Genomic DNA, 22881 nt, shown 5'->3' with positions numbered 1-22881 from the left:
ATGGTCTCGGCGGCCCTCTTCGATCTCCTGCCCGATTTCGGCTCGCGCACCCCGCATGCCAGCCAGGCGGCGACCTCGCGCGAAGCCGCGCATATGCCGGCCGCGCCGGCACCGCACGCGCCACAGGCCGACATCGGCGCGCTGATCGCCGAGGCGGTGGCCGACGCGGAGGCCACGCTCGAGGCACGGCTTGCGCTCGCCCATCAGGCCGCGCTCGAAGCCGAGCGCCAGGCCAGCGACGATGCCGCGAGAGCCTTTCTTGAAAGCTTCGGCGGCGACCTCGGCGCCGCTGTCGCCACGCGCATCGAGGCCATGGAGCAGCGCGTTGCCGAGCTTACCGGCGCGACTGTTGCCCGCATCATCGGCGGCCTTCTCAGCGACGACCTGCAGGAACGTTCGCTTCAGGCCCTTTCACGCGCCATCGCCGCCGCGGTCGCCGACAACGAGGCCGTCCGCATCGGTGTTCGGGGACCGCTCTCGCTGTTCGAGCCGCTGAAGGCGGCGCTTGGATCCCGCGCGGCCAATCTCGACTTCGCCGAGGCGCCGGGCTTCGACCTGACCGTCAGCATCGACGAAACGGTGTTCGAGACGCGTATCGCCGAGTGGTCCGCGTCCCTGTCCGAGGTTCTGTCATGAGCGCCATCGACCATGCCGAGCCCCGGCACGAGATCATCATCGTCAAGCGCAATCACGACGGTCATGACGACGATCACCATGGTGGCGTGTGGAAGATCGCCTTCGCCGATTTCATGACGGCGATGATGTGCTTCTTCCTCGTCATGTGGCTGATCAACGCCGCCAACGAGCAGACCAAGGCAGCCGTCGCCAGCTATTTCAATCCGGTCGAGCTGATCGATCGCAATTCCAGCCGCAAGGGCCTCGAGGATCTCGGCGACGGCCCGAGCAAGGTCGGTTTGACCGCGGACAATCCGCAGCAGGGCGCGACCAAGGCGGGCGAGGACGGCAAGGGCGGCGCCGGCTCGTCCGAACGCCGGCAGACCAAGGACGGCGCGCAGGATGCCCAGCTGTCCGATGAAAAGCTGTTTGCCGATCCCTATGCGGTGCTGGCGGAGATCGCCGCCGATACGGGGGTGCTGCAGAATGTCAGCGCCAAGGGCGAAGGCGGCGCCCAGGCGGCCGGCCCGGCGACCGGCGCTTCCGGCGGCGAATCCTATCGCGACCCCTTCGCGCCTGATTTCTGGTCGCAGCAGGTGGCGGCCCCTGGCGCCGAGGCCACAGCCGAGCGCGCCAAGATCGAAGGCGATCCCGCCAAGCCTGACGAGAAGATCGCAACGGTCGCGGTGCCGAAGGCAAAGGCTGCTCCGGCGGCTCCCCCGCTGACGGCCGGGCCGCTGGAGCCGCTGGCAACCTCGGAAAAGACCGAAGCCAAGGCCGGTCAGAAGGCCGCGCAGGGCGAGGCCGAGAAGCCGTTGGGTGAAGGTAACAAGACTGACAAGGCTCAGGGCAAGAAAGCCGACGCCGACAAGCGCGAGGCCGCGGCCGGCGACACCAAAGCCGAAGCGGCGAAAGTGGAAAAGACCGAACAAGAGCAAGGCGCCAACAAGGGCGACAAGGCGCCGAGCAAAGCCGCCCTCCAGCAGGCCGCGGAAATCAAGAAGGAACTCGCCAAGGCATTCCTGCCGGGCGAAAAGCTCGCCGACGGCGTCTCCGTCGAGGCCACCGACAAGGGGGTCGTCATTTCGATCACCGATCAGCTCGATTTCGGCATGTTCGAGATCGGTTCGGCCATGCCGCGCCGCGAGCTGGTGCTGGCGATGGAAAAGATCGGCCACATCATCAACGAAAAGAAGGGCACCATCACCATCAGCGGCCACACGGACGCGCGGCCGTTCCGCAGCGACACCTACGACAACTGGCGGCTGTCGACCGCGCGTGCCCATGCGGCCTACTACATGCTGGTTCGCGGCGGCGTCGACGAAAGCCGCATCACCGAGGTCGCGGGCTTCGCCGACCGGCAGCCCAAGATCGCCTCCGATCCGATGGCGGCCGCGAACCGCCGCATCGAAATCCTGATGACGGCCGGCGGATGAAGGGCAGGAGCGTCATCGGCGGCGCGATCGCGCTGCTATTGCTTGCGGCGGGGTCGCCATCGGCGGCCTTCGCGCGGGACGCGCTGCAGCCTTATCAGCTGGTGCGTTCGCTGCAGCTGATCCAGGACCGCATTGCCGGTGGTGATCATGCCGCGCTGCCGATGCAGGCGAAGCTCCTCGAAATGATCGACGCCCGGATGCGCGATGCCAATGCCGAGGACTTCAAGGAGCCGAAGAATTTCCGCGCCTTGCTGGTCTACGGCATGAGCGGCGGCAATCCGGTGACGGTCGCGGCGGCGGCTTCGCGCGCGATGACCGACCCGCAAAGCCTCGCCATCGCCAAGGGCGTCGTCGCCTATCTGAATGGGCGGCCGGCCAACGCGATCGAAATGCTGAAGCCGATCGATCCGATGAGCGTGCCTCCGGACATCGGCGCCTTTCTGGCGCTGGTCAAGGGTTCACTGCTTGCGGCCGATGACCCTGCCCAGGCGCTCGCCCTGCTGGACGAGGCGCGCCTGCTCAGCCCCGGCACGCTGGTCGAGGAGGCGGCGCTTCGCCGCTCCGTGGGCATCGCGGCCGCGCAGGGCGACGCCGCCCGTTTCGCGCTGGCGTCGACCCAATATGTCGCGTCCTATCTCTACTCGCCCTACGCCAGCCAGTTCGCCGATGCCTTTGTCTCCGGCGTCATCACGCTGCATATGGCGATCAGCCAGGACAAGATCGCCGATATCACCTCGATGATGGATCCCGAGCGCGAGAAGGTAATCTACCTGCGCATCGCGCGCCACGCCGCGATCGACGGGATGACGGAGCTCTCGGCTTTTGCCGCGGCAAAGGCGGAACTGGGCCGCAACGGCGGCGGCAGCCAGGACGACCCGCGCAGCCAACTCTATTCCAGCCTTTCCACCATGACATCGGCCAGCGTCGATGAGGTGCGTGCCAGTCTCGGCAAGATCGACCGCGGCAAGCTCTCGCAAAACGACCGTGACCTGCTTGACGCCGCGCAGGCCGTGGCGGGCGAAGTGGTGGCGCCGGTAAAGGCGCCGGCCAAGGCGGAAGCCGCGCCGGCCGCAGCGAAGGGAAATGAGGCGAAGGCGGCGGCCGAGGCCTCGGCCGATCCGGCCAATGCGGATCTGCCTCCAGTGGAAGGAGCGATGCCCGACCAGCCAGCGGTCGCGTCAAGCGATCCGCCGGTACCGGCAAGCAATCCGCCGGTCGCGTCGGGCGATCCGGCGAAGGACACTCCACCCGCGGCTTCGCCGCCTTCTGCCCAGCCACTGGCGCGAACAACGGCTGAAACGCCGGCCGACGCTCCGATGCAAGCCGATGCCGCGCCGGTGGTCCAGGCCTCCGCGCCGACGGCCCCAAAGGTACAAGACCCCATCGACGCCGCCGTGGCCAGCACGCGCCGCCAGCTCGACCAGATCGACCAACTTCTCGGAGCAGCCCCCAAGTGACCAGCGTCAACCAGACCTTGCCGGGCTTCGCTTCGACCCAGCCCCGGCCGCACGCCGCCGGCGACAAGGACAAGGATCAGAGTTTCGGCGAGATGGTGCGCGAGACGGAAAAGCCGCAGGACAAGCACACGACCGTATTGCCGGGCGCCCATCTGGCAAAGCGCTCGGCGGCCGACAACGGCAAGCAGGAGCCTGACCAGGATCCGCAAGGGAAAACCGGCTCGCAGAAGGCCGCGGGAAAGTCCCCGAGGAACGCGGCCGCCCGGGCCGACGAGGCGACGCCGACGACCGACAAGGATGCCACGGCGCAAGCCAGCGATTCCGTGCCGCTGCAGGACCGCTTGCCATTGCTGATGGCGTTGAGCGACATGAAGCACTTCGCGCAATCGTCGGGCGCGGACGGGAAGGATTCGGTTGCCGATGGAGAAGGCGCCGGCGAGGACGAGGCACTGAAGCTGCAACTGCGCATTGGCAAGCGCGCGCCGGTCGGCAGTTCCGCCGAGCCGCAGTCGCGATCCGCCCGTTCGACGGCCGCTGAAGCGTCCGGGCCCGACTTCGGGCAGAAGCCGGTGAAGGCGGACATGGCTCTCGACATGCCCGGTCGCAGCGAAACCAGAATCTTGCCGATGCAAGGGAATGAGCCGCAGGCCGACAGCCCTGTGCTGCCGCAGGGCTGGCGACCGGCTTCCGCCTCCAAGGCATCACAACAATCGCAGCCGGCTGCTTCGCAGACACCGGTCAAGCCGTCTTCTTCCGCCACACGCATGGAAGTCGTCAGCCAGCAGAGCTTCCCGGCGCCGGCGCAAAACCCAATCGGCCAGACGGCGTCGGCGCTGGTTGAGGCGCTTGCCACCGACAACGGCGTTCAGCAGGCTTTCGCAAGCGCCTCGGCAGGCTCCCAGACGACCAATTCTGTTGCCGTTCCGACACACGTGCTCAAGATCGAGCTCCACCCTGCGGAGCTCGGGGCGGTCACCGCCAGCCTGCGGCTATCGGGCGAGCAACTTTCGATTGAGATGAAGCCCGAGACGCACGAGGCATATCGCCGTCTCACCACCGACAGCGATGCCATCGTCAAGTCGATGCGCAGCCTCGGCTTCGACGTCGACAAGGTCACCATCCTGCAACCTTCGATAGCAGCGCATGCGGCGAGCCGCACCGACGCCAACAGCGCCATGCCGATGTCGACAGGTCGCGACCAGCCTTCATTCCAGCCCGGGAACTCGGGCGGCAACGGCGCAGGCGGCGGCCGGCAACCGGGAAGGAACGACAGCAATGGCGCACAGGAATTTGCCCGCCCGGCTTCGCCTCTTCGCGAGCGTGCTGGCGACGATATGTACATCTAGCTTAGCGGCCGGTGGCGCGAGCGCAGCTACAAATCCCTGCGAGCCGGAGATCCTGCGCGCCGCGGATCGCTACGGCGTGCCGGCCGGCATTCTCTATGCGGTCGGCCTGACAGAAACCGGAAAGAAAGGCAGCCTTCAGCCTAATGCCTTGAATATAGAGGGAAAAGCTGTGTTCCCGCGCAGCCGCGATGAAGCTCTCGCCACCTTCGAGAATGCCCGCCGCGAAGGCAAGACATTGATCGACCTCGGCTGCATGCAGATCAACCAGCACTATCACGGCGACCATTTCCGCAGCGTCGAGGACATGCTCGACCCGCATCAGAATGTCGACTATGCCGCACGCTTCCTGGCCGCCCTGCACGCCCGGCACATGACCTGGTCGATGGCCGTCGCTCGCTACCATGCCGGCCCCGACAACGACCCGGCGCAGAAGGTCTATGTCTGCCGCGTCATCGCCAACATGGTCGCCACCGGCTTCGGCAAATGGACGCCGAATGCCAGCAAGTTTTGCAACCAATAGTTGCTTTCTCCTGAATGCCGATGGCTGTCGCCGGCCTGTCCGCTGGCGCTAATATTCATCCGCCAACAGCTGGCGCGAATACACCTGCACGATCGCTTTTATTACGGCTCCCAAAAAAACTCCCAAGAAAATAGCTACAAGAAATGATGGTTTTTCAGGATTCGCCGACCCGGGTACCCCTTTCCGCACGGGGCAAATGAATTGATTCGGAGGGCGGGCCGATGATCGTGATAGTTGACGAGCGGGAGCTCGTGACAGAGGGCTACTCCTCACTTTTCGATCGCGAGGGCGTGGCCACGGCCGGTTTCGCGCCAGGCGAATTCGGCGAGTGGGTGAGTTCCGCCGCCGACACCGATCTCAGATCCGTCAGGGCCTTTCTCATCGGCGACTGCCGCGAGGGCGCGGTGTCGCCGCGCCAGATCCGCGACCGGACCGGCGCACCGGTGATCGCGCTCAGCGAACATCACTCGCTCGAACATACGCTGCGCCTGTTCGAAAGCGGCGTCGACGATGTCGTCCGCAAGCCTGTCCATATCCGCGAGATTCTCGCCCGCATCACCGCCATTCGCCGCCGCGGCTCCGAAGAGGCCGCCTACACCGAAGTCGGCTCGATGCGCATCTTCATGGATGGCCGCGATCCGGAGATCGACGGCGAGCCGCTGCCGCTGCCGCGGCGCGAGCGGCGCATCCTGGAATATCTGGCCAGCAACCGCGGCCGGCGCGTGACCAAGACGCAGGTCTTCAACGCCATCTACGGCATCTTCGACGAAGAGGTTGAGGAGAACGTGGTGGAGAGCCACATCTCGAAGCTGCGCAAGAAGCTGCGTGAGAAGCTCGGCCACGACCCGATCGATTCCAAGCGGTTCCTCGGCTATCGGCTGGTGTTTTGATGGCCGTCCAAGGCACATCCCGCGCCAGCCTCGCGCAAGACACGAGGCATAGTTTTGTGGCCTCCTACCCAGGCACTGCGGAGATCCATCGATGAGCCTCTACGGAATGATGCGGACCGGCGTTTCCGGTATGAACGCGCAGGCCAACCGCTTGTCCACGGTGGCCGACAACATCGCCAACTCCGACACCACCGGCTACAAGCGCTCTTCGGCCGAGTTCTCGTCCCTGATCATGCCCGGCACCGGCGGCGCCTATAATTCGGGCGGCGTGACGACGACGATCCGCTCCGCCGTCAGCACCCAAGGCGTCATGACCTACACCACTTCGGTGTCCGACCTTGCCGTCAACGGCGACGGCTTCTTCGTCGTGCAGGACGCCGGCGGCACGCCCTATCTCACCCGCGCCGGCTCCTTCGTCCCGGATGCGCAAGGCCGGCTGGTCAATGCCGCGGGCTACCAGCTCATGGCTTACGATTACGCCAATGGCGATCCGGCCGCGACCGCCAACGGCTTCGAAGGCCTCGTGCCGGTGCAGATCTCCGACCAGGAAATGACGGCGACGCCGAGCACGAGCGGAATATTCAGCGGCAACCTGCCGGCAGGCGCCACTCCGGTCGCGGCCGGCAGTCTGCCCTCCACCAACAGCGCGACCGCCCAGTACACGTCGAAAACCTCGCTGGTCGCCTACGACAATCTCGGCAACAAGAAGTTGCTCGACGTCTACTTCACCAACACCGGCGCCGGCACCTGGCAGGTCGCGGTCTTCGACCAGTCGAAGGCGACCCCGGGCACCTCGTTCCCCTATACGGGGGGCATGCTGGGATCGGCCAACCTCACCTTCGACACCACCACCGGCAAGCTCACCGGCGCGACCACGGGCGTCTCCTTCACCGTTCCGGGCGGCCAGACCCTCAACCTCGATCTCTCCAAGCTGACCCAGCTCGGCACCGGCTTCACCGTCGCCGACGCCAAGGTCAACGGCAACGCGCCTAGCTCTATCCAGAAGGTGCAGATCGGCCAGGACGGCGTCATCTACGCGCAGTTCGCGGACGGCTCGACCAAGGCGCTTTACAAGATCCCGCTGGCCGACGTTCAGAGCCCCGACAACCTCACCGCCATGCCCGGCAACGTCTATGTGCAGAGCACCGATTCCGGCGCCGTCCATATCGGCTTTGCCAATGAGGGCAAGCTCGGCTCCATCGTCTCCGGAGCGCTTGAAAACTCCAACGTCGATATCGCCGAGGAACTGACCAACATGATTGCGGCGCAGCGCAGCTACACCGCCAATTCCAAGGTCTTCCAGACCGGCTCGGACCTGATGGACGTCCTCGTCAACCTGAAGAGATAACCGACGGGCGCCGCCCGTGAAAGATCAGCATGTCGCTTTCCTCCGCACTAAGCATTGCCCAGTCGGCGCTTCTGGCCACCTCCAAGCAGACCAGCGTCGTATCGCGCAATGTGGCCGATGCCTCGAACCCGGACTATACCCGCCGCATCGCCGTGGTGACCAGCACGGCGCCCGGCGCCAGAATGGTGGAAATCCAGCGCACCGCCAATGATCTGCTGTTTCGGCAGAACCTCCAGGCGCTGTCGGCGTGGAGCGGCCAGAGCGCGCTTTACGACGGCATGGACCAGCTCGATCTGTCGGTCAACGGGGTCGACAACGCGTCGTCGCCCTCGACGGCGATCGCCAACCTGCAGAAAGCCCTGCAGCTCTACGCCACCACGCCGTCGAACCAGAACCTTGGCACCAGCGTCGTCGACGCCGCCAAGCAGGTGGTGAATTCGCTGAACAGCGGCACCAAGGCGATCCAGGATTTTCGAACCCAGGCGGACAGCCAGATCGCCACCGCCGTCAACGATCTAAACTCGCTGCTCAGCCAGTTCCAGGACGCCAACAAGGCCGTCATCTCGGGCACACGCTCGGGCACGGACGTATCCGACGCGCTCGACCAGCGCGACGCGCTTTTGAAGAAGATATCGGAATATGTCCCGGTCTCGACCTTCACGCGCGGCGACAACGACATGGTCATCACCACCAAGGACGGCACGACGCTGTTCGAGACCGTGCCGCGCTCGGTGACCTTCACGCCATCGTCCGGCTATTCGGCCGGCACGCCCGGCAACACGATCTATATCGACAACGTGCCGGTTTCCGCCGGCACCGGCGACAACACCACCGCCGACGGCAAGCTGGCGGGCCTGTTGAAGCTGCGTGACGGCGTCGCCTCGACCATGCAGAGCCAGCTCGACGAAATCGCGCGCGGCCTGATCACGGCATTTGCCGAGACCGCGCCGTCGCAGCCCAATGCGACCGGCCTGTTCACATGGTCCGGCGCGCCGGCAATTCCGCCCGCCGGCACCCTGGTCGACGGCCTCGCCGGGTCGATCAGCGTCAACGCCGCCTTTGATCCGAGCGCCGGCGGCAATCCCGCGCTGCTGCGCGACGGCGGCGCCAACGGCGTCGCCTATGTCGCCAACACCGGCGGCGGCGCGTCCTATGCGGACCTGCTGATCGGTTACGGCAACAAGCTGGATCAGCCGATGGCCTTCGATACGTCCACCGGCATTGCCGTCAGCTCCGGCGTCTCCGACTATGCGGCTAACGCCATCGGCTGGTTCGAAGGCGTGCGCCAGCAGGCTTCGACCAATGCCGACAACAAGCAGGCGCTGGCCGCACGCACGGCCGAGGCGCTGTCCAACGACACCGGGGTCAATATCGACCAGGAAATGTCCCTGCTTCTCGACCTCGAGCACACCTATCAGGCATCGGCGCATATGATGAAGACGGTAGGCGACATGCTGGATTCCCTGTTGGCGGCGGTGGGATAATTCATGAAAGCGACAGGCGTTTCCTCGGCTGCCATATCCAACGCGCTGCGCTACCAGCAGGCGAAGATGCAGGCCGACCTCATCAAGGCGACGAAGGAATCACAGACCGGCACGGTCGCCGATATCGGACTGGCGCTCGGCAGCCGCACGACCCAGGCCGTCACCTTCCAGCGCGACCTCGACCGATTGAACGGCATTGTAGATTCCAACGCGCTCGTCTCGGCGCGCCTGAAATCGACCCAGGATTCGCTCGGCCAGATCGCCAACAGCGCGCAGAGCTTCCTGTCCGCGCTGACCAGCGGCGTGTCGGGCGACTCCTCGACCAGCATCCTGCGGACCGCCGGCGCCTCGGCGCTGCAGCAGATGACCGGCATCCTCAACACCAGCGTCAACGGCGAATATCTGTTTGCCGGCACCAACACCGACGTCAAGCCGATCGACGATTTCAACGCCGCCGGCTCGCCGGCCAAGGCGGCGTTCGACGCCGCTTTCACCAGCTATTTCGGCTTTACCCAGACCGACCCGGCTGCGGCCAACATCACCGCCGCGCAGATGGATAACTTCATCACCACGCAGGTCGAGCCGCAATTCCTGGGCTCCGGCTGGCAGGCCAACTGGTCGAGCGCCACCGACGAGCAGATCACCAGCCGCATTTCGCTCAACGAGACCACCCAGACCTCGATCAGCGCCAACGACCAAGGCATCCGCAAGCTCGCCATGGCGGCCGCCATGGTCAGCAGCCTGATGACGGGCAGCATCAGCGAGGCGGCGCAGAACGCGGTGGTCAGCCGCGCCCAGGCGCTGGTCGGCGAGGCGATCGGCGGCATCACCCAGATACGGGCCGAAACCGGCATTGCCCAGCAGCGGGTGTCCGATGCCAGCGACCGCATGAAGACCCAGGTCGACCTCTTCGAGAAGCATATCCTTGATCTCGAAGGTGTCGATCCCACGGAAGCGGCGACCCGCGTGGCCGACCTGACACAGCATATCGAGACATCCTTTGCCTTGACCGCGCGTTTGCAGCAGCTCAGCCTGCTCAACTATCTGACTTGAACACGTAAACCGGAACGCCAGAGCGCCGACGATGTATCAATTCTCCTACGCCGACATCCAGACCGACTCCGTCGCCGATGCCAAGGACCGGGAGCGGCAGCTGCTCACCCGCTCGATCGACATGCTGGCCGCGGCGGCCGCGGTCGGCACCGACTCCATGGAGGCGGTCGAGGCGCTGCATTTCACCAACCGCATCTGGACCACCTTCGTCGAGGATCTCGGCTCCAGCGACAACGCGCTCCCCAAGGAACTGCGCGCCAACCTGATCTCCATCGGCCTGTGGCTGCTGCGCGAGACAGAGGACATCCGCCAGGGCCGCACCAACAATTTCGAAGGACTGATCGAGGTCTCTCAGATCATCCGAGACGGCATCCAATGACCAACACGCTGAAGATCTCGCTGAAGCCCAACGAGAAGATCTACATCAATGGCGCGGTCATCCGCGTCGACCGCAAGGTCACCATCGAGCTGATGAACGATGTGCAGTTCCTGCTCGAAAGCCATGTCATCCAGGCCGAACAGGCCTCGACGCCGCTCAGGCAGCTCTATTTCATCGTGCAGATCATGCTGATCAATCCGGCGGGCGCCGCGGAGGCGCGCGACATGTTCCGCCGTTCGCTGCCGATGCTGATCGCGAGCTTCGACAACCAGGACATCTGCAACAGGCTGAAGCAGATCGACCGCATGGTCGGCGAGGACGAGATCTACGAGGCGCTGAAGGCGATCCGCGCGCTCTATCCGCTCGAGCGCAAGGCGCTCGAAGACACTGACGAGATTCCCGAAGCGCCCCGCGCACTGGCTGTAGGAGCATAAGATGGCTGTCGACATGACGACAACGATCCCGGTTGGCGCCAACCAGGCCAGCCAGCAGACCTCGAAGACGGCGGTGGACTACCAGTCGTTCCTGAAGCTCCTCATCGCCGAGATGAAAAACCAGGATCCGACCAAGCCGATGGATTCCACGCAATATGTCGCACAGCTCGCCACCTTCTCCCAGGTCGAGCAGTCGGTACAGACCAACACCAAGCTCGACCAGATCATGCAGTCATCGGCGCTCTCGCAGGCCGACGCGCTGATCGGCCGCTCGATCACCTCGGCCGACGGCAAGACCACCGGCACGGTGGCTTCGGTGACGCTTTCCAGCAACGGCCTCATCGCCGTGCTGCAGGACGGCACCAAAGTCCCGGTCGGCGCGGGCGTCTCGATCAAGCCGGCCAGCTAAAGCATGTCTCCCGAAAGTGGGAACCGGTTTCGGGATAAAGACATGCGTAAAACCAGAGACCTAAAGCGCATGGAGCGAATCCGAAGGATCGCGACGCGCTTTAGTCTGACCGCTGGGGGTGTGCCCGCATGAATGAGGCCGATGCCCTCGATGTCGTCCAGTACGCGGTGTGGACGGTTCTCACCGCCTCCGCCCCCGTGGTGCTGGTGGCGATGGTGGTCGGCATCGGCATCGCGCTCATCCAGGCGCTGACCCAGATCCAGGAAATCACGCTGACCTTCGTGCCGAAGATCGTCGCCATCATGCTCGTGGTGGCGCTGACCGGCCCATTCATCGGCAGCCAGATATCGGCCTTCACCAACGTTATCTTCGAGCGCATCGAGCACGGCTTCTGACGCAAGTCCGCGACAGGCGGATAGCGGCCTGTTCGCAAGGCGCGAGATCGCTTGCGGCGACGTTTGTTGCGGCTAGACTGTAGCCGTGCCGGCATCGGCCGGCGTCTTTGCCGCAAACGGCGATTCAGGAAGCGATGCATCAGGCAAGAACGGCCGGCGGGCCATGTGCGGAATAGCCGGCGTCTGGCGAAAGCGCGATCCGATCGGGAGCGGCGATCTTTCCGATGTCGCGCGCATGATGCAGGCATTGGCGCATCGCGGTCCCGACGACCACGGCAACTGGAACAACGCCCGCTTGGCGCTCGGGCACCGGCGGCTGACCATCATCGACCCCTCACCCGCCGCGCGCGAGCCGATGCTGACCGCATCCGGCAACGGCGTGCTGTGCTACAATGGCGAGGTCTATAATTTTCGCGCGCTGCGCAAGACGCTGGAGTCGGAGGGCCTGACCTTCCGCACGGTGTCCGACACCGAAGTGGTGCTTCAGGCCCTGCATCACTGGGGCCCACAGAAAGCGGTGCCGCTGTTCGACGGCATGTTCTCCTTCGCCTATTTCGATGCTCGCGACGAGGCCTTGTGGCTTGCCCGTGACAGGCTCGGCATCAAGCCATTGTCGGTCGCCGACACCGGCGAGCGCTTGCTGTTTGCCTCCGAGGACAAGGCGATTCTCGCCTGCCATGACTTTGCGCGCCGGATCGACACGCGCGAGCTGACATTGCGGCTGGCCTGGCAGAGCCGCGATTCCAGCTACAGCGTCTTTGACGGCATAGACCGGCTGCCGCCCGCCGGTCTCTGGAAGATTACCGGCGATGGCATCGAGAAGCGCCGCTTCTGGCATGTCCTCGATGTGATCGAGACGGCGCGCATCGCCGAAGACAGGACATCCGACGCCGAGCACATGGCGACGCTCGAGAGGCTGCTGGAGGAGAGTGTCGAGCTGCATTGCATCGCCGATGCCAACTTGGCCACCGCCTGCAGCGGCGGCGTCGATTCCGGCCTTATCACCGCGCTCGCCAAGCGCTTCAGGCCGGAGCTGCACGGCTATGTCATCGACCAGAAGCTCGGCCGTAGCGAGGCGCCGGACGCCGAACGCACCGGCAGCCATATCGGTATCGGCCTGCGCCGGGTTCCTTTCGACAGGAAGCGGTTCCTCGAGTTCTGGCCGCGTGCGGTCTGGCATCTCGAGACCGACGGCTGGCATGCCAGCCACGCGGCGCTGCTGGCGCTTGCCGAGCAGTGCCGCGCCGACGGCGTCAAGGTGCTGCTCACCGGCGAGGGCTCCGACGAGCTTTTCGGCGGCTACAAATGGCAGACGTCGACGATGCGGCTCTGGCGCCGCTCCTGGCTGCAGCGCCTGTTCCGCTCGAAGACCAGACGCGCACGCAAATTCGCCGAACTACGTCGCGCGCCGTTCCGCAACTCGATCGGCCGCGGCTCGCCCTCCGACCGCAGCATGGCGCTCAGAGCCCTGTCGCCCGAGTTGAATTTCCTGCAGACGAAGCTGTTCGACAGGCTGGACGGCGTCACGCCGCTCGATGATCGCGCCTTCCTGGCAAGTTGCTTTTACGACCTCTACTCGCATCTGCAGGACCTGCTGCACAGGCATGACCGGCTAAGCATGGCGGCGTCCGTCGAGCTCAGGGTGCCGTTCCTCGAGAACCGGCTCATCGACTTCGCCCTTCACCTGCCGCGCCGGCAGAAATACCGCGACGGAACCGGCAAGTGGCTGCTGAAGAAAGTCGCCGAACACCATCTGCCACGCGAAAACATTCGTGCGGCAAAGATCGGCTTCGACATGGCCGATGCTTTTTCGGCCGGCACGCAAGGGCTGCTGCGCGGCGGTCTGCTTCGCGACGCGATGAAATGGTCGTCCTCCGAATTGGACGACCTGATCGACATGGCAAGAAGCCAGGAAACGTCGCGCCTGCGGCTCGTCGGCATGGAAATGCTGCTCAGGCTCTACATGCGCGGCGACACCACAGGCGACCTGACCGAGGCCCTGCACGTCGAGACGAGAGGCGAAAAATAGCCTGGGTTGGTCCAGACCGGCGAGATGCTTGGTTTAAAGCTTCGCCGACGCATTTTCGCCTTTGCCATCCTGTTGTTGGGTCTCACTCTTTGGCGAGTCGCCGGCCTCTTCGGGCGCGGCGAGCCTTAATAGCGGACGAAGGCCCAACCATGATCGACGACGAGCCGGAAAGCGAACGCGTCTCCGCGCTGGCGCCGTTCCGGCACGGCATATTCCGAGCCGTCTGGGCGGCCAGCCTGGTGTCGAATTTCGGCGGCCTGATCCAGGGCGTGGGCGCCGCCTGGATGATGACCACGATCGCCACCTCGTCCTATCAGGTGGCGCTGGTCCAGGCCTCGACCACCTTGCCGATCATGCTGTTCGCGCTCGTCGCCGGGGCCATTGCCGACAGCTTCAACCGCCGCAAGGTGATGCTGGTCGCGCAGACCTTCATGCTGGTCGTCTCGGCGCTGCTCACCTTGTTCACCTGGCAAGGCTGGATGACGCCCTGGACGCTGCTGGCCTTCACCTTCCTGATCGACAGCGGCACGGCGCTGAACAGCCCGTCATGGCAGGCTTCGGTCGGCGACATGGTGCCGCGCGCCAAGGTGCCGGCGGCGGTCGCGCTCAATTCGCTGGGCTTCAATATCACCCGCAGCGTCGGCCCGGCCATCGGCGGCGTCATCGTCGCCGCCGCGGGTGCCGCGGCCGCCTTCGCCGCCAACGCCGTCAGCTATATCGGCCTGATCGCCGTGCTCGCCCGCTGGAAGCCGGCGCTGCCCGAGCAGACCCTGCCGCGCGAGTCTCTGGGCGCGGCGATGGGCGCCGGCCTGCGCTATGTCGCCATGTCGCCCAACATCGCCAAGGTGCTGGTCCGCGGCTCTGCCTTCGGCTTCAGCGCCGGCGCGGTGCTCGCGCTTCTTCCGCTGGTGGCGCGCGACGTCGTCAAGGGCGATGCGCTGACCTATGGCATCATGCTCGGCGCCTTCGGCATCGGCGCGGTCGGCGGCGCGCTGATCAGTGTGCGGCTCAGACAGTTGCTGTCGAGCGAGGTGATGGTGCGCATGGCGTTTGCCGGCTTCGCGCTCTGCGCCCTCAACGCAGCGGTCAGCCACAATGGCTGGCAGACATCGGCGGGCCTGCTCATCGGCGGCGCCTGCTGGGTGATCGCGCTCTCGCACTTCAACGTCACCGTGCAGATGTCGACGCCGCGCTGGGTGGTCGGCCGCGTGCTGTCGATCTACCAGACGGCGACCTTCGGCGGCATCGCGCTGGGCAGCTGGATCTGGGGCGTCGTCGCCGATGCTCATAGCGCCGAAACCGCGCTGATCGCGGCGGCGGTCGCCATGCTGGCTGGCGCGGCCATCGGCTTTGTCCTGCCGTTGCCGAAGCAGACGGTTCTCAACCTCGATCCGCTCAACCGCTTCAAGGAGCCGACGCTATCGCTCGATCTCAAGCCGCGCAGCGGCCCGATCGCCGTCATGATCGAGTACATCATCCGCGAGGACGACGTGCCGGAATTCCTGGCGACCATGGCAGAGCGCGGCCGCATCCGCCGCCGCGACGGCGCCCGCAACTGGACGCTCGCCCGGGATCTCGAAAATCCGTCGGTCTGGATCGAGCACTACCACACGCCGACCTGGGTCGAGTATATCCGCCACAACCGCCGCGCCACCCATGCCGATGCCGTGGTCGGCGAACGCATCCGCGCGCTGCACAGCGGCGAGAACCCGCCGCGCGTGCGCCGCATGATCGAGCGCCCGACCACCGCGGGCACGACGCTTGTCTCGCCCAAGGGCCCGATCGATCACTGATTTTCTGACCGATCAATGGCCAGTGATGCTGTCGGCCAGGGCGGCAAGCTTTGAGGTATGCGCGAGCCCCGCCGCCTCGCGCTGGTCGGCGATGCGGTAGAGCTGATACATCGAATGCACGCCCAGCCAGCGGAACGGCTCCGGCTCCCAGGGCCGCACCCTGCGGTTGACCCAGGGCAGCCGCGTGAGTTCGGTATCCTGGCCGAGCACCAGATCGGTCAGCGTGCGCCCCGATAGATTTGAGCTCGACACGCCGAGCCCGACATAGCCGCCGGCCCAGCCGATGCGCGTCGCCGGGTCGAGCCCCACCGTCGTGCACCAGTCGCGCGGCACGCCGAGCACGCCGCACCAGGCGTGATCGATGCGGCACCCTGCTGTCTGCGGCAACAGCGTCGTCAGGATCGTGTGCAGTTGGTCGATCGTCGCCTGCTGCGTCTGCCCGTTGACGTCGGTGCGCGAGCCGTAGCGATAAGGCACGCCGCGCCCGCCCATGGTGATACGTCCCTCGCGTGTGCGCTGGGCATAGCAATAGGCATGCGCGGCATTGCCGAACAGTTCGTGCCCCTCCCAACCGATCTTGCGCCAAAGCTCTTCCGACAGCGGTTCGGTGACGATCTGCGCGCTATTGAGCGCCAGCCAGGTCCGCTCTTCCCCCGGGATACCGGCCGTGAACCCTTCCGTGGCGCGGATGATGGTTTCGGCCCGCACCGTGCCGCGGTCCGTGGTCACGACGCCCTGGGCAAGGGCGGTGACCGTTGTCTTCTCATAGATGGAAACGCCGAGACGCTCGACCGCCGCTGCCAGCCCGCGCACCAGCTTGGCCGGCTGCACGCGCGCCTGGCCGCGGATGACGAAGCCGCCCATGACATTGCGGATGTTGATGCGCGTCCGCGTCGCGTCGGCGTCAAGCAGCTCGATGCGTTCGGGATCGGCATCCCAGGAGCGGGTCGTCTCGCATTCCTCGCGCACGCGCTCCAGCTGCGCCGCATTGGTGGCGACCGTCAGATTGTCGACGCGGCGGAGATCGGCATCGATGCCCTCTTCCGCTGCCACCCGGATCACCTCGTCGACGCAGCCGGCCATCGCCTGCTGCATGGCCGTGACGCCTTGGCGTGTCGAGGTCTTCAGATACTTCTCGCGCGACCAGCCGAAACCGCCCGACAGCCAACCGCCATTGCGCCCCGAGGCGCCGAAGCCGGCGAACTCGCGCTCGACGAGCACGATGCGCAGCGATGGCTTCGCCTTCTTCAGGTAATAGGCCGTCCACAGCCCGGTATAGCCGGCGCCGACGATCGCGACATCCGCCTCGATGTCGCCCGGCAAGGGCGGGCGCGGCGCGGGGATAGCGCCCAGATCCGCATACCAGAACGAGATATCGCCGTTGCGCTTGACTTGCATGGGATGGCTTCCAGGAGTGACGTCTTAGAGACCGTTTCGAAATTCGCTCCGGCGAGTCATATGGTGGTGGTTTCGAGAACCGGAGCGGAGCGGACATTCAGGTCCGTGAGCACCGGAAGCGCACAAAACGCCATCAGATGGCCGGCGGAGTGGATTTTCCAAATGGCCTCTTATTGGCCGGGCTGTCGTTCGGGTCAACCTTCGCCCGACAGATCGCGCCGCGCCTTGTCGAGCTCCTCGGCATAGCGGCGCATCAGATGGCTTTCGGTGAGCAGGCCAAGGACGATGCGCTCATCAAAATCCTCCACCACCGCCAGTTCTTCGGCGCCGGTGCGCTGGAACGTCTCGGCCGCGGTCTGGACATTCATCGAGGGCACCAGAACCGCATCCTTGAACTGGGCCAGCGCGCTCACCGGCGTATCGCCGTCGGAACGATCGCTGTGCAGTTCCGGCACCAACAGCATGCCGACATATTGGTCGGCATGCTCGACGGCGATTACGCGCTGGGCGGAGCCGAGCGGGACCTCCTTGCGGAATTCCGAGAGCGTCGCCGAGGCGGGAATGGTGCGGACGTCCTTGCGCATCATGGAGCCGACGGTGAGGCTGCGCATCCAGCCGACGTCATGAGCGCTGCGGATCGTCTCGCCGCGCAGATGGAAGCGCCAGGTCGAGAAGGAGTAGCCGAAGGTCTCGCGCACCAGGATCGCCGACATGATCGAGGCCGCCAGCACTACGCCGGTAAGCGTCAGGTCGCGGGTCGATTCCAGCGCCAGGAACGTCATGGTGAGCGGACCGCCGACGACGCCGACCGCAAGCGAGGTCATGCCGACAACGGCGGCGACCGCGGGGTCGATGCCCGCGGACGGCGCGGTCATCGCCATGACGCCCGCGAAGACCTTGCCGAGCAGCGCGCCCAGGAACAGCGAGGCGAAGAACAGGCCGCCGCGGAAGCCCGAGCCGAGCGAGACGGCCGAGGCCGCCAGCTTCATCACGAAGACGCTCGCCACGACCGGCAGCGCGTAATTCATGGCGAACTCGCGGTGCAGCGCGCCATGGCCGCTCGAAAGCACCTGCGGCGTGACCAGCCCGAGCAGGCCGACGAAGATGCCGCCGATGAACGGCCTGACCGACGCGTCGATCGACAACCGCACGAAGACGCGCTCGACGATGCTGACCAGATGCATGATGGCGATCGAAGCCGCGCCGCCAAGCAGGCCCAGCAACAGGAACGGCACATACTCGCTGGCGGTCAAATTCGGCAAACCTGACAGTTCCAACGGAAACGGCACACCGCCGAACATTTCCGCCGTCAGCGAGGCGCAGATAGCCGCCGCCATCACCGGCGCCACATTGGCGACGGAGTAGATGCCGATGACCAGCTCGAAACCGTAGAAGGCGCCGGTCAGCGGCGCGTCGAAAGCGGCGGCAATGGCACCGGCGGCCCCACAGCCGACCAGAATGCGCACGTCGTTGCGGCGCAGCCGGAACGCGCGGGCAAGCCTGGAAGCGATACCGGAGCCGATCTGCGTGTAGCCGGCTTCCAATCCAACGGAGGCGCCGAAGCCGGAGGAAATCATCGTCTGCGCCACGATGATGAAAGTATCGGTGAGCGACATGCGCCCGCCATAGAGCGCGTTGGCCTCGATCGGGTCGACCGGCGTGCGGAACTTGCGCTTTCTGAGCCAGATGACGGAAAGGCCGAGCAGCAGGCCGCCGACCGCCGGGAACATCGCCTGCACCGGGTCGGCGAGCGAGAACATCGCCGAAAGCCGGCCGCCCGCCTGCACGTCGAACAGCAGATAGTGCATGCCTTGCACCAGCGCGCTCATGCCGGTGACCAGCGCGCCCGCGATCGCGCCAACCACGCCGGCCATCAGCACGATGACGATGCCGCGCGCCTCGAGCACGGGGATCGAGCTGATCAGCACCGCGCGAAGCCGGCGGGCGTAGACTTGTGGGTCGTTTCTGGCAGGCAACGGAACGGCTCGCCGGTATGCGAAAGAAAAGAACTGCCGTGCCTGATACGCGCGGCGGCTGTGCGTGGCAATCGCAATGCCGACCGCATGTGGCGCCAATTTGGCGTTGCGCGAATTAGCGTTACGAAGGCTTCCGCCGCGACAAAGGTGATAGATTTAATCAGCTGCCGGGATTGTCAGCGGGCCGCCGTTGTCCTCCGCGACGAAGATCGCCAGCAGCTCCGTCGGCAGGGCCGGCCGCTTTCAAGTCGGCGCCCCGCCGTCTGTCTCGTAAAGTGTGAGCTTGCGGTCACCGATGCCGAGTTCCGCCCAGCTCGCGCGCCACTCGGCGATATGCGCAGACTTGAAATGCGCTTCGAGCGCGACACGGTCGCTCCAGGCTTCCGAAACATGGATGAGCCCGGCGTCCAGCACGTCCTGCGCGTAGGAATAGCCCTGGCAACCCGGCTCGGCGCGGCTTGCCAGGATCATACGTTGCATTGCTGGCCTTGCCTGCTCAAGCCTGTCCGGTGGCAGCCGGATCGTGCCGATGATCAGCAGCATGCGATTTTCCTTCCGCCGACAGGATCGAGCCGGCGTAGCCGCTCTCCCACCTTCGCGCAAGCTTGGGGGGTTACGGTCAAGGGCCTGCCCTGTGCGTGGCGGGTCTTGATTTGGGGACGACATGGCGATCAGCGAAACACTCCCGTCCGGCCTGGTGGCGAAGAACGGCCGCGACGTGTTCTTCGCGCTCGGCATCGTCGTCATCCTGGCGGTGCTGTTCCTGCCGATCCCCGCCTTCCTCATCGATATCGGCCTCGCTTTCTCGATCGCGCTCTCGGTGCTGATCCTGATGGTGGCGCTGTGGATCCAGCGCCCGCTCGACTTCTCGTCCTTTCCGACCGTGCTGCTGATCGCCACGATGCTGCGCCTGTCGCTCAACATCGCCACCACGCGCATGATCCTGTCGCACGGCAATGAGGGCACGCATGCCGCCGGCTATGTCATCTCGGGCTTCTCCAAGCTGGTGATGTCGAGCGACTTCGTCATCGGTCTCATCGTCTTCATGATCCTGATCGTGGTGAACTTCATCGTCATCACCAAGGGCGCCACCCGCATCGCCGAGGTCGGCGCGCGCTTCACCCTCGACGCCATTCCCGGCAAGCAGATGTCGATCGATGCCGATCTTTCCGCCGGCATGATCGACGAGAAGACGGCGCAGCTGCGCCGCCGCGAGCTGGAAGAGGAATCCTCCTTCTTCGGCTCGATGGACGGTGCCTCGAAATTCGTGCGCGGCGACGCTATCGCCGGCCTGATCATCACCGCCATCAACATCGTCGGCGGCATCGCCATCGGCTATCTGCGCCACGGCATGGGCCTCGGCCAGGCAGCCGATGTCTTCATCAAGCTGTCGGTCGGCGACGGCCTGGTCACCCAGATCCCGGCCCTCATCGTTTCGCTCGCCGCCGGCATGCTCGTCTCCAAGGGCGGCACGCGCGGCTCGGCCAACCAGGCGGTGTTCGGCCAGCTCGGCGCGCATCCGCGCGCGCTCTATGTCGCGGCCTCGCTGCTGGTCATCCTCGGCCTGATGCCCGGCCTGCCGCTATTCCCCTTCTTCGCGCTCGCCGGCGGCATGGCCGGCCTCGGCTACATCATCCCGTTGCGCCACAACCGCGCGCTTGCCGCCGCCGAAGCCTTGAAGACGCAGGAGAAGGCGAACAAGGTCGAGGAGGAGAAGAACTCGGTCAAGGCCTCTCTGGTCACCGCCGAGATCGAGCTGCTGATCGGCAAGCAGCTGTCGACCAGGCTGATGGTGGCGCATCAGGAACTGGTGTTCCGCATGTCGAAGATGCGCAAGAAATTCGCCCAGCAATATGGCTTCGTCGTGCCTGAAGTGCGCGTCGCCGACGACTTCGCCATTCCGCCGAAGAGCTACCAGATCAAGGTGCACGGCACGGTGGTCGCCGAATACCAGATGCGCGTCGGCGAGATCATGGTGCTGCTTGGCACCCGCGGCGTGCCGGACATCCCCGGCGAGGAAATCCGCGAGCCGGCCTTCGGCATGCGCGCCTATTCGGTGCTCGAAACCTTCGCCGAGGATCTGAAGCGCGAGAACTTCACCTTCGCCGACAACATGTCGGTGCTGCTCACGCATCTTTCCGAGGTGATCCGCAATAACCTGCCGCAGCTTCTCTCCTACAAGGACATGAAGGCGCTGCTGGAGCGGCTCGACCCGGAGTACCGCAAGCTCGCCGACGAGATATGCACCTCGCACATCTCCTATCCCGGCCTGCAGGCGGTGCTGAAGCTGCTGCTTGCCGAGCGCGTCTCGATCCGCAACCTGCATCTGATCATCGAGGCGATCGCCGAGATCGCGCCGCATGTGCGCCGCACCGAGCAGATCGTCGAGCATGTGCGCATCCGCATGGCGCAGCAGATCTGCGGCGACCTCTCCGAAGGCGGCACGCTCAAGGTGCTGCGCCTCGGCAACCGCTGGGACCTCGCCTTCCATCAAAGCCTCAAGCGCGACGCCAAGGGCGAGGTGCGCGAGTTCGACATCGATCCGCGCCAGCTCGAGGAATTCGGCCAGGACGCGACCAAGGCGATCCGCAAGCATCTCGAGGCCGGCGAACGCTTCGTGCTCGTCACCGCGCCCGACGCGCGTCCCTATGTGCGCATGATCATCGAGCGGCTGTTCACGACGCTTCCCGTTCTCAGCCATGTCGAGATCGCCAAGGGCGTCGAGATCAAGGTGCTCGGAACCATCTCGTGAACGCGCCCTCGCAAGGCGTCGTGATCGCCGCCTTCCTCGCCTTCTGCCGCATCGGCGCCTGCTTCATGCTGATGCCCGGCCTGTCCAGCGCGCGCGTGCCGCTGCAGATCAGGCTGTTCGTGTCGATCGCCGCGACCGGCGGCCTGCTCGCCTTCCTGTGGGATCGCATCTACCCGTTCGTCGATCCGCGCCCGCAGGTGCTCGCGCCAATGATCGTCTCGGAGCTGCTGGTCGGCGGGCTGATCGGAGCCATGACAAGGCTCTATATGGAAGCGCTGCGTTTCATGGGCTCGGCCATCGCCACGCTGATCGGCTATGGCGGCTCGGGCGGGCCGGCGATCGAGGAGCCGGAGCCGCAGGCAGCCCTTGCCGCCATCATCTCGTTCTCGGCGCTGCTTCTGCTTTTCGTCTTCGATTTCGACCACGAGATCGTCAAGGCGTTGGTCGCCTCCTATCAGGTCGCCCCGGTCAACGTGTTCTTCAATCCGCAGGCAGCGCTGGTCGACGTCACCGACACGGTGTCGGACGCCTTCTTCCTGGTCCTTCGGCTCGGCAGCCCGTTTGTCGCCTATGCCATTCTGGTCAATCTGACGATCGGCTTCGTCAACAAGCTGACGCCGCAGATCCCGGTCTATTTCATCTCCCTGCCCTTCGTCATCGCCGGCGGCATGATCATCTTCTATTTCGCTGTCGGCACGCTGCTGTCGCTGTTCGTCGACGGCTTCGTCGACCTCACCTTGGCAAGATAGCCGCCATGACGACGCGAAAAGACCGCCTGAAGAAACTGGTCAAGGTGCAGGAGCAGTTGAAGGCGCTGCACGAGACCCGCCATGCCGGCTTCCTCGCCGCCGCCGTCAAGGCGGAAGCGGAGGCCAAGGAACTGATCGAGCATTTCGACACCGACAAATCGCTGGCAGGCCTCTTTCCCGCGCTCTACCACAAGCACATCACCGACGCGCTTGGCCGCCAGAAACAGAACCTGGAAGATGCCAGGCAGGAAGCCGCGCTGATCGCCACGGCGACGGCGCGCACCAACATGGTCGAGCGCGCCTACGAGGACGTGCGCCGCCGCGACGAACGCGAACGCTCCGACCGCGAGCGGCTCGATTTGATCACGGAGAAGCGGGCCGAGGAGTAATTCGGTAATTCTGCCTATAACCCGAAGTT

Annotated in this window: 21 protein-coding genes; 18 read left to right on the top strand and 3 right to left on the bottom strand. The window is 65.3% G+C overall.

All coding sequences use genetic code 11. The annotated features are described in order from the left end of the window. The 15 genes from EJ069_RS00605 to EJ069_RS00535 all read left to right on the top strand — a co-directional run bounded on the left by EJ069_RS00605 (position 1) and on the right by EJ069_RS00535 (position 15588). A complete protein-coding gene (locus EJ069_RS00605) occupies positions 1-636 on the top strand; it encodes a hypothetical protein (protein ID WP_126059615.1) in 636 nt (211 codons plus the stop codon). Beyond that, positions 633-2051, top strand: a complete 1419-nt coding sequence (locus EJ069_RS00600) for a MotB family protein (RefSeq protein WP_126059614.1) — start codon at positions 633-635, stop codon at positions 2049-2051. Before EJ069_RS00605 ends, EJ069_RS00600 begins: the two co-directional genes overlap by 4 nt. Next, complete coding sequence (locus EJ069_RS00595; protein WP_126059613.1) at positions 2048-3508, top strand: chemotaxis protein MotC; 1461 nt, start codon at positions 2048-2050, stop codon at positions 3506-3508. Before EJ069_RS00600 ends, EJ069_RS00595 begins: the two co-directional genes overlap by 4 nt. After that, positions 3505-4854: a flagellar hook-length control protein FliK gene (locus EJ069_RS00590; protein ID WP_126059612.1), complete on the top strand. Its 1350-nt coding sequence runs from the start codon at positions 3505-3507 to the stop codon at positions 4852-4854. Before EJ069_RS00595 ends, EJ069_RS00590 begins: the two co-directional genes overlap by 4 nt. Beyond that, complete coding sequence (locus EJ069_RS00585; protein WP_245456407.1) at positions 4784-5374, top strand: transglycosylase SLT domain-containing protein; 591 nt, start codon at positions 4784-4786, stop codon at positions 5372-5374. Before EJ069_RS00590 ends, EJ069_RS00585 begins: the two co-directional genes overlap by 71 nt. A gap of 221 nt (positions 5375-5595) precedes the next feature. After that, positions 5596-6264 carry a response regulator transcription factor gene (locus tag EJ069_RS00580; protein WP_042640505.1) on the top strand — a complete coding sequence of 223 codons (669 nt, stop codon included), beginning with the start codon at positions 5596-5598 and terminating at the stop codon, positions 6262-6264. Between the two features lie 91 nt (positions 6265-6355). Beyond that, complete coding sequence (locus EJ069_RS00575; protein ID WP_126059611.1) at positions 6356-7612, top strand: flagellar hook protein FlgE; 1257 nt, start codon at positions 6356-6358, stop codon at positions 7610-7612. A 29-nt stretch (positions 7613-7641) separates the two neighbouring features. Then, positions 7642-9096, top strand: coding sequence for a flagellar hook-associated protein FlgK (gene flgK / locus EJ069_RS00570; RefSeq protein WP_126059610.1), 1455 nt, complete (start codon positions 7642-7644; stop codon positions 9094-9096). A gap of 3 nt (positions 9097-9099) precedes the next feature. Continuing rightward, on the top strand, positions 9100-10149 hold the full coding sequence (locus EJ069_RS00565) for a flagellar hook-associated family protein (protein WP_126059609.1): 1050 nt from the start codon (positions 9100-9102) through the stop codon (positions 10147-10149). A gap of 31 nt (positions 10150-10180) precedes the next feature. Continuing rightward, a complete protein-coding gene (flaF, locus tag EJ069_RS00560; RefSeq protein WP_042640513.1) occupies positions 10181-10528 on the top strand; it encodes a flagellar biosynthesis regulator FlaF in 348 nt (115 codons plus the stop codon). Beyond that, positions 10525-10962, top strand: coding sequence for a flagellar biosynthesis repressor FlbT (gene flbT, locus EJ069_RS00555; protein WP_126059608.1), 438 nt, complete (start codon positions 10525-10527; stop codon positions 10960-10962). The genes flaF and flbT overlap by 4 nt, the downstream gene beginning before the upstream one ends. A gap of 1 nt (position 10963) precedes the next feature. Beyond that, entirely contained in the window at positions 10964-11371 is a 408-nt protein-coding gene (flgD, locus tag EJ069_RS00550) for a flagellar hook assembly protein FlgD (RefSeq protein ID WP_126059607.1), read from the top strand. A gap of 128 nt (positions 11372-11499) precedes the next feature. Then, complete coding sequence (gene fliQ, locus EJ069_RS00545) at positions 11500-11766, top strand: flagellar biosynthesis protein FliQ (protein ID WP_126059606.1); 267 nt, start codon at positions 11500-11502, stop codon at positions 11764-11766. A 163-nt stretch (positions 11767-11929) separates the two neighbouring features. Then, positions 11930-13795, top strand: coding sequence for an asparagine synthase (glutamine-hydrolyzing) (gene asnB, locus EJ069_RS00540; RefSeq protein WP_126059605.1), 1866 nt, complete (start codon positions 11930-11932; stop codon positions 13793-13795). Between the two features lie 149 nt (positions 13796-13944). Further along, positions 13945-15588, top strand: a complete 1644-nt coding sequence (locus EJ069_RS00535; protein WP_126059604.1) for an MFS transporter — start codon at positions 13945-13947, stop codon at positions 15586-15588. A 12-nt stretch (positions 15589-15600) separates the two neighbouring features. Here EJ069_RS00535 and EJ069_RS00530 read toward each other — a convergent pair whose 3' ends face one another. From EJ069_RS00530 to EJ069_RS00520, 3 genes are all read right to left on the bottom strand, one after another. Then, positions 15601-16986, bottom strand: a complete 1386-nt coding sequence (locus EJ069_RS00530) for an FAD-binding oxidoreductase (RefSeq protein WP_126059603.1) — start codon at positions 16984-16986, stop codon at positions 15601-15603. 194 nt (positions 16987-17180) lie between these two features. Next, positions 17181-18962, bottom strand: a complete 1782-nt coding sequence (locus tag EJ069_RS00525) for a chloride channel protein (RefSeq protein WP_126059602.1) — start codon at positions 18960-18962, stop codon at positions 17181-17183. Positions 18963-19205: 243 nt separating this feature from the next. Then, on the bottom strand, positions 19206-19505 hold the full coding sequence (locus EJ069_RS00520) for a putative quinol monooxygenase (protein ID WP_126059601.1): 300 nt from the start codon (positions 19503-19505) through the stop codon (positions 19206-19208). Between the two features lie 121 nt (positions 19506-19626). Between EJ069_RS00520 and flhA the strand changes: the two genes are divergently transcribed. Genes flhA through EJ069_RS00505 form a run of 3 tightly spaced genes read left to right on the top strand, consistent with a single transcriptional unit; the run spans position 19627 to position 22852 of the window. Next, a complete protein-coding gene (flhA, locus tag EJ069_RS00515) occupies positions 19627-21714 on the top strand; it encodes a flagellar biosynthesis protein FlhA (RefSeq protein WP_042640531.1) in 2088 nt (695 codons plus the stop codon). After that, positions 21711-22463 carry a flagellar biosynthetic protein FliR gene (fliR, locus tag EJ069_RS00510; RefSeq protein WP_126059600.1) on the top strand — a complete coding sequence of 251 codons (753 nt, stop codon included), beginning with the start codon at positions 21711-21713 and terminating at the stop codon, positions 22461-22463. The genes flhA and fliR overlap by 4 nt, the downstream gene beginning before the upstream one ends. 5 nt (positions 22464-22468) lie before the next feature. Then, positions 22469-22852 (top strand): hypothetical protein, encoded by a 384-nt coding sequence (locus tag EJ069_RS00505; protein WP_126059599.1) that lies wholly within the window; start codon positions 22469-22471, stop codon positions 22850-22852. The last annotated feature ends 29 nt before the right edge of the window (positions 22853-22881 follow it).

The sequence above is a fragment of the Mesorhizobium sp. M2A.F.Ca.ET.043.05.1.1 genome, from assembly GCF_003952445.1.
Classification (GTDB): Bacteria; Pseudomonadota; Alphaproteobacteria; order Rhizobiales; family Rhizobiaceae; genus Mesorhizobium.
Note: the sequence above shows the minus strand (reverse complement) of the source record. Positions and strands in the feature narration are given on the sequence as shown.

Excerpts from the sequence above, each read along its gene's own strand:
- EJ069_RS00605 (WP_126059615.1), top strand. The coding sequence starts at position 1 with ATGGTCTCGGCGGCCCTCTTCGATCTCCTGCCCGATTTCGGCTCGCGC.
- EJ069_RS00600 (WP_126059614.1), top strand. The coding sequence starts at position 633 with ATGAGCGCCATCGACCATGCCGAGCCCCGGCACGAGATCATCATCGTC.
- EJ069_RS00595 (WP_126059613.1), top strand. The coding sequence starts at position 2,048 with ATGAAGGGCAGGAGCGTCATCGGCGGCGCGATCGCGCTGCTATTGCTT.
- EJ069_RS00585 (WP_245456407.1), top strand. The coding sequence starts at position 4,784 with ATGGCGCACAGGAATTTGCCCGCCCGGCTTCGCCTCTTCGCGAGCGTG.
- EJ069_RS00580 (WP_042640505.1), top strand. The coding sequence starts at position 5,596 with ATGATCGTGATAGTTGACGAGCGGGAGCTCGTGACAGAGGGCTACTCC.
- EJ069_RS00575 (WP_126059611.1), top strand. The coding sequence starts at position 6,356 with ATGAGCCTCTACGGAATGATGCGGACCGGCGTTTCCGGTATGAACGCG.
- flgK (WP_126059610.1), top strand. The coding sequence starts at position 7,642 with ATGTCGCTTTCCTCCGCACTAAGCATTGCCCAGTCGGCGCTTCTGGCC.
- EJ069_RS00565 (WP_126059609.1), top strand. The coding sequence starts at position 9,100 with ATGAAAGCGACAGGCGTTTCCTCGGCTGCCATATCCAACGCGCTGCGC.
- flaF (WP_042640513.1), top strand. The coding sequence starts at position 10,181 with ATGTATCAATTCTCCTACGCCGACATCCAGACCGACTCCGTCGCCGAT.
- flbT (WP_126059608.1), top strand. The coding sequence starts at position 10,525 with ATGACCAACACGCTGAAGATCTCGCTGAAGCCCAACGAGAAGATCTAC.
- flgD (WP_126059607.1), top strand. The coding sequence starts at position 10,964 with ATGGCTGTCGACATGACGACAACGATCCCGGTTGGCGCCAACCAGGCC.
- fliQ (WP_126059606.1), top strand. The coding sequence starts at position 11,500 with ATGAATGAGGCCGATGCCCTCGATGTCGTCCAGTACGCGGTGTGGACG.
- asnB (WP_126059605.1), top strand. The coding sequence starts at position 11,930 with ATGTGCGGAATAGCCGGCGTCTGGCGAAAGCGCGATCCGATCGGGAGC.
- EJ069_RS00535 (WP_126059604.1), top strand. The coding sequence starts at position 13,945 with ATGATCGACGACGAGCCGGAAAGCGAACGCGTCTCCGCGCTGGCGCCG.
- EJ069_RS00530 (WP_126059603.1), bottom strand. The coding sequence starts at position 16,986 with ATGCAAGTCAAGCGCAACGGCGATATCTCGTTCTGGTATGCGGATCTG.
- EJ069_RS00520 (WP_126059601.1), bottom strand. The coding sequence starts at position 19,505 with ATGCTGCTGATCATCGGCACGATCCGGCTGCCACCGGACAGGCTTGAG.
- flhA (WP_042640531.1), top strand. The coding sequence starts at position 19,627 with ATGGCGATCAGCGAAACACTCCCGTCCGGCCTGGTGGCGAAGAACGGC.
- EJ069_RS00505 (WP_126059599.1), top strand. The coding sequence starts at position 22,469 with ATGACGACGCGAAAAGACCGCCTGAAGAAACTGGTCAAGGTGCAGGAG.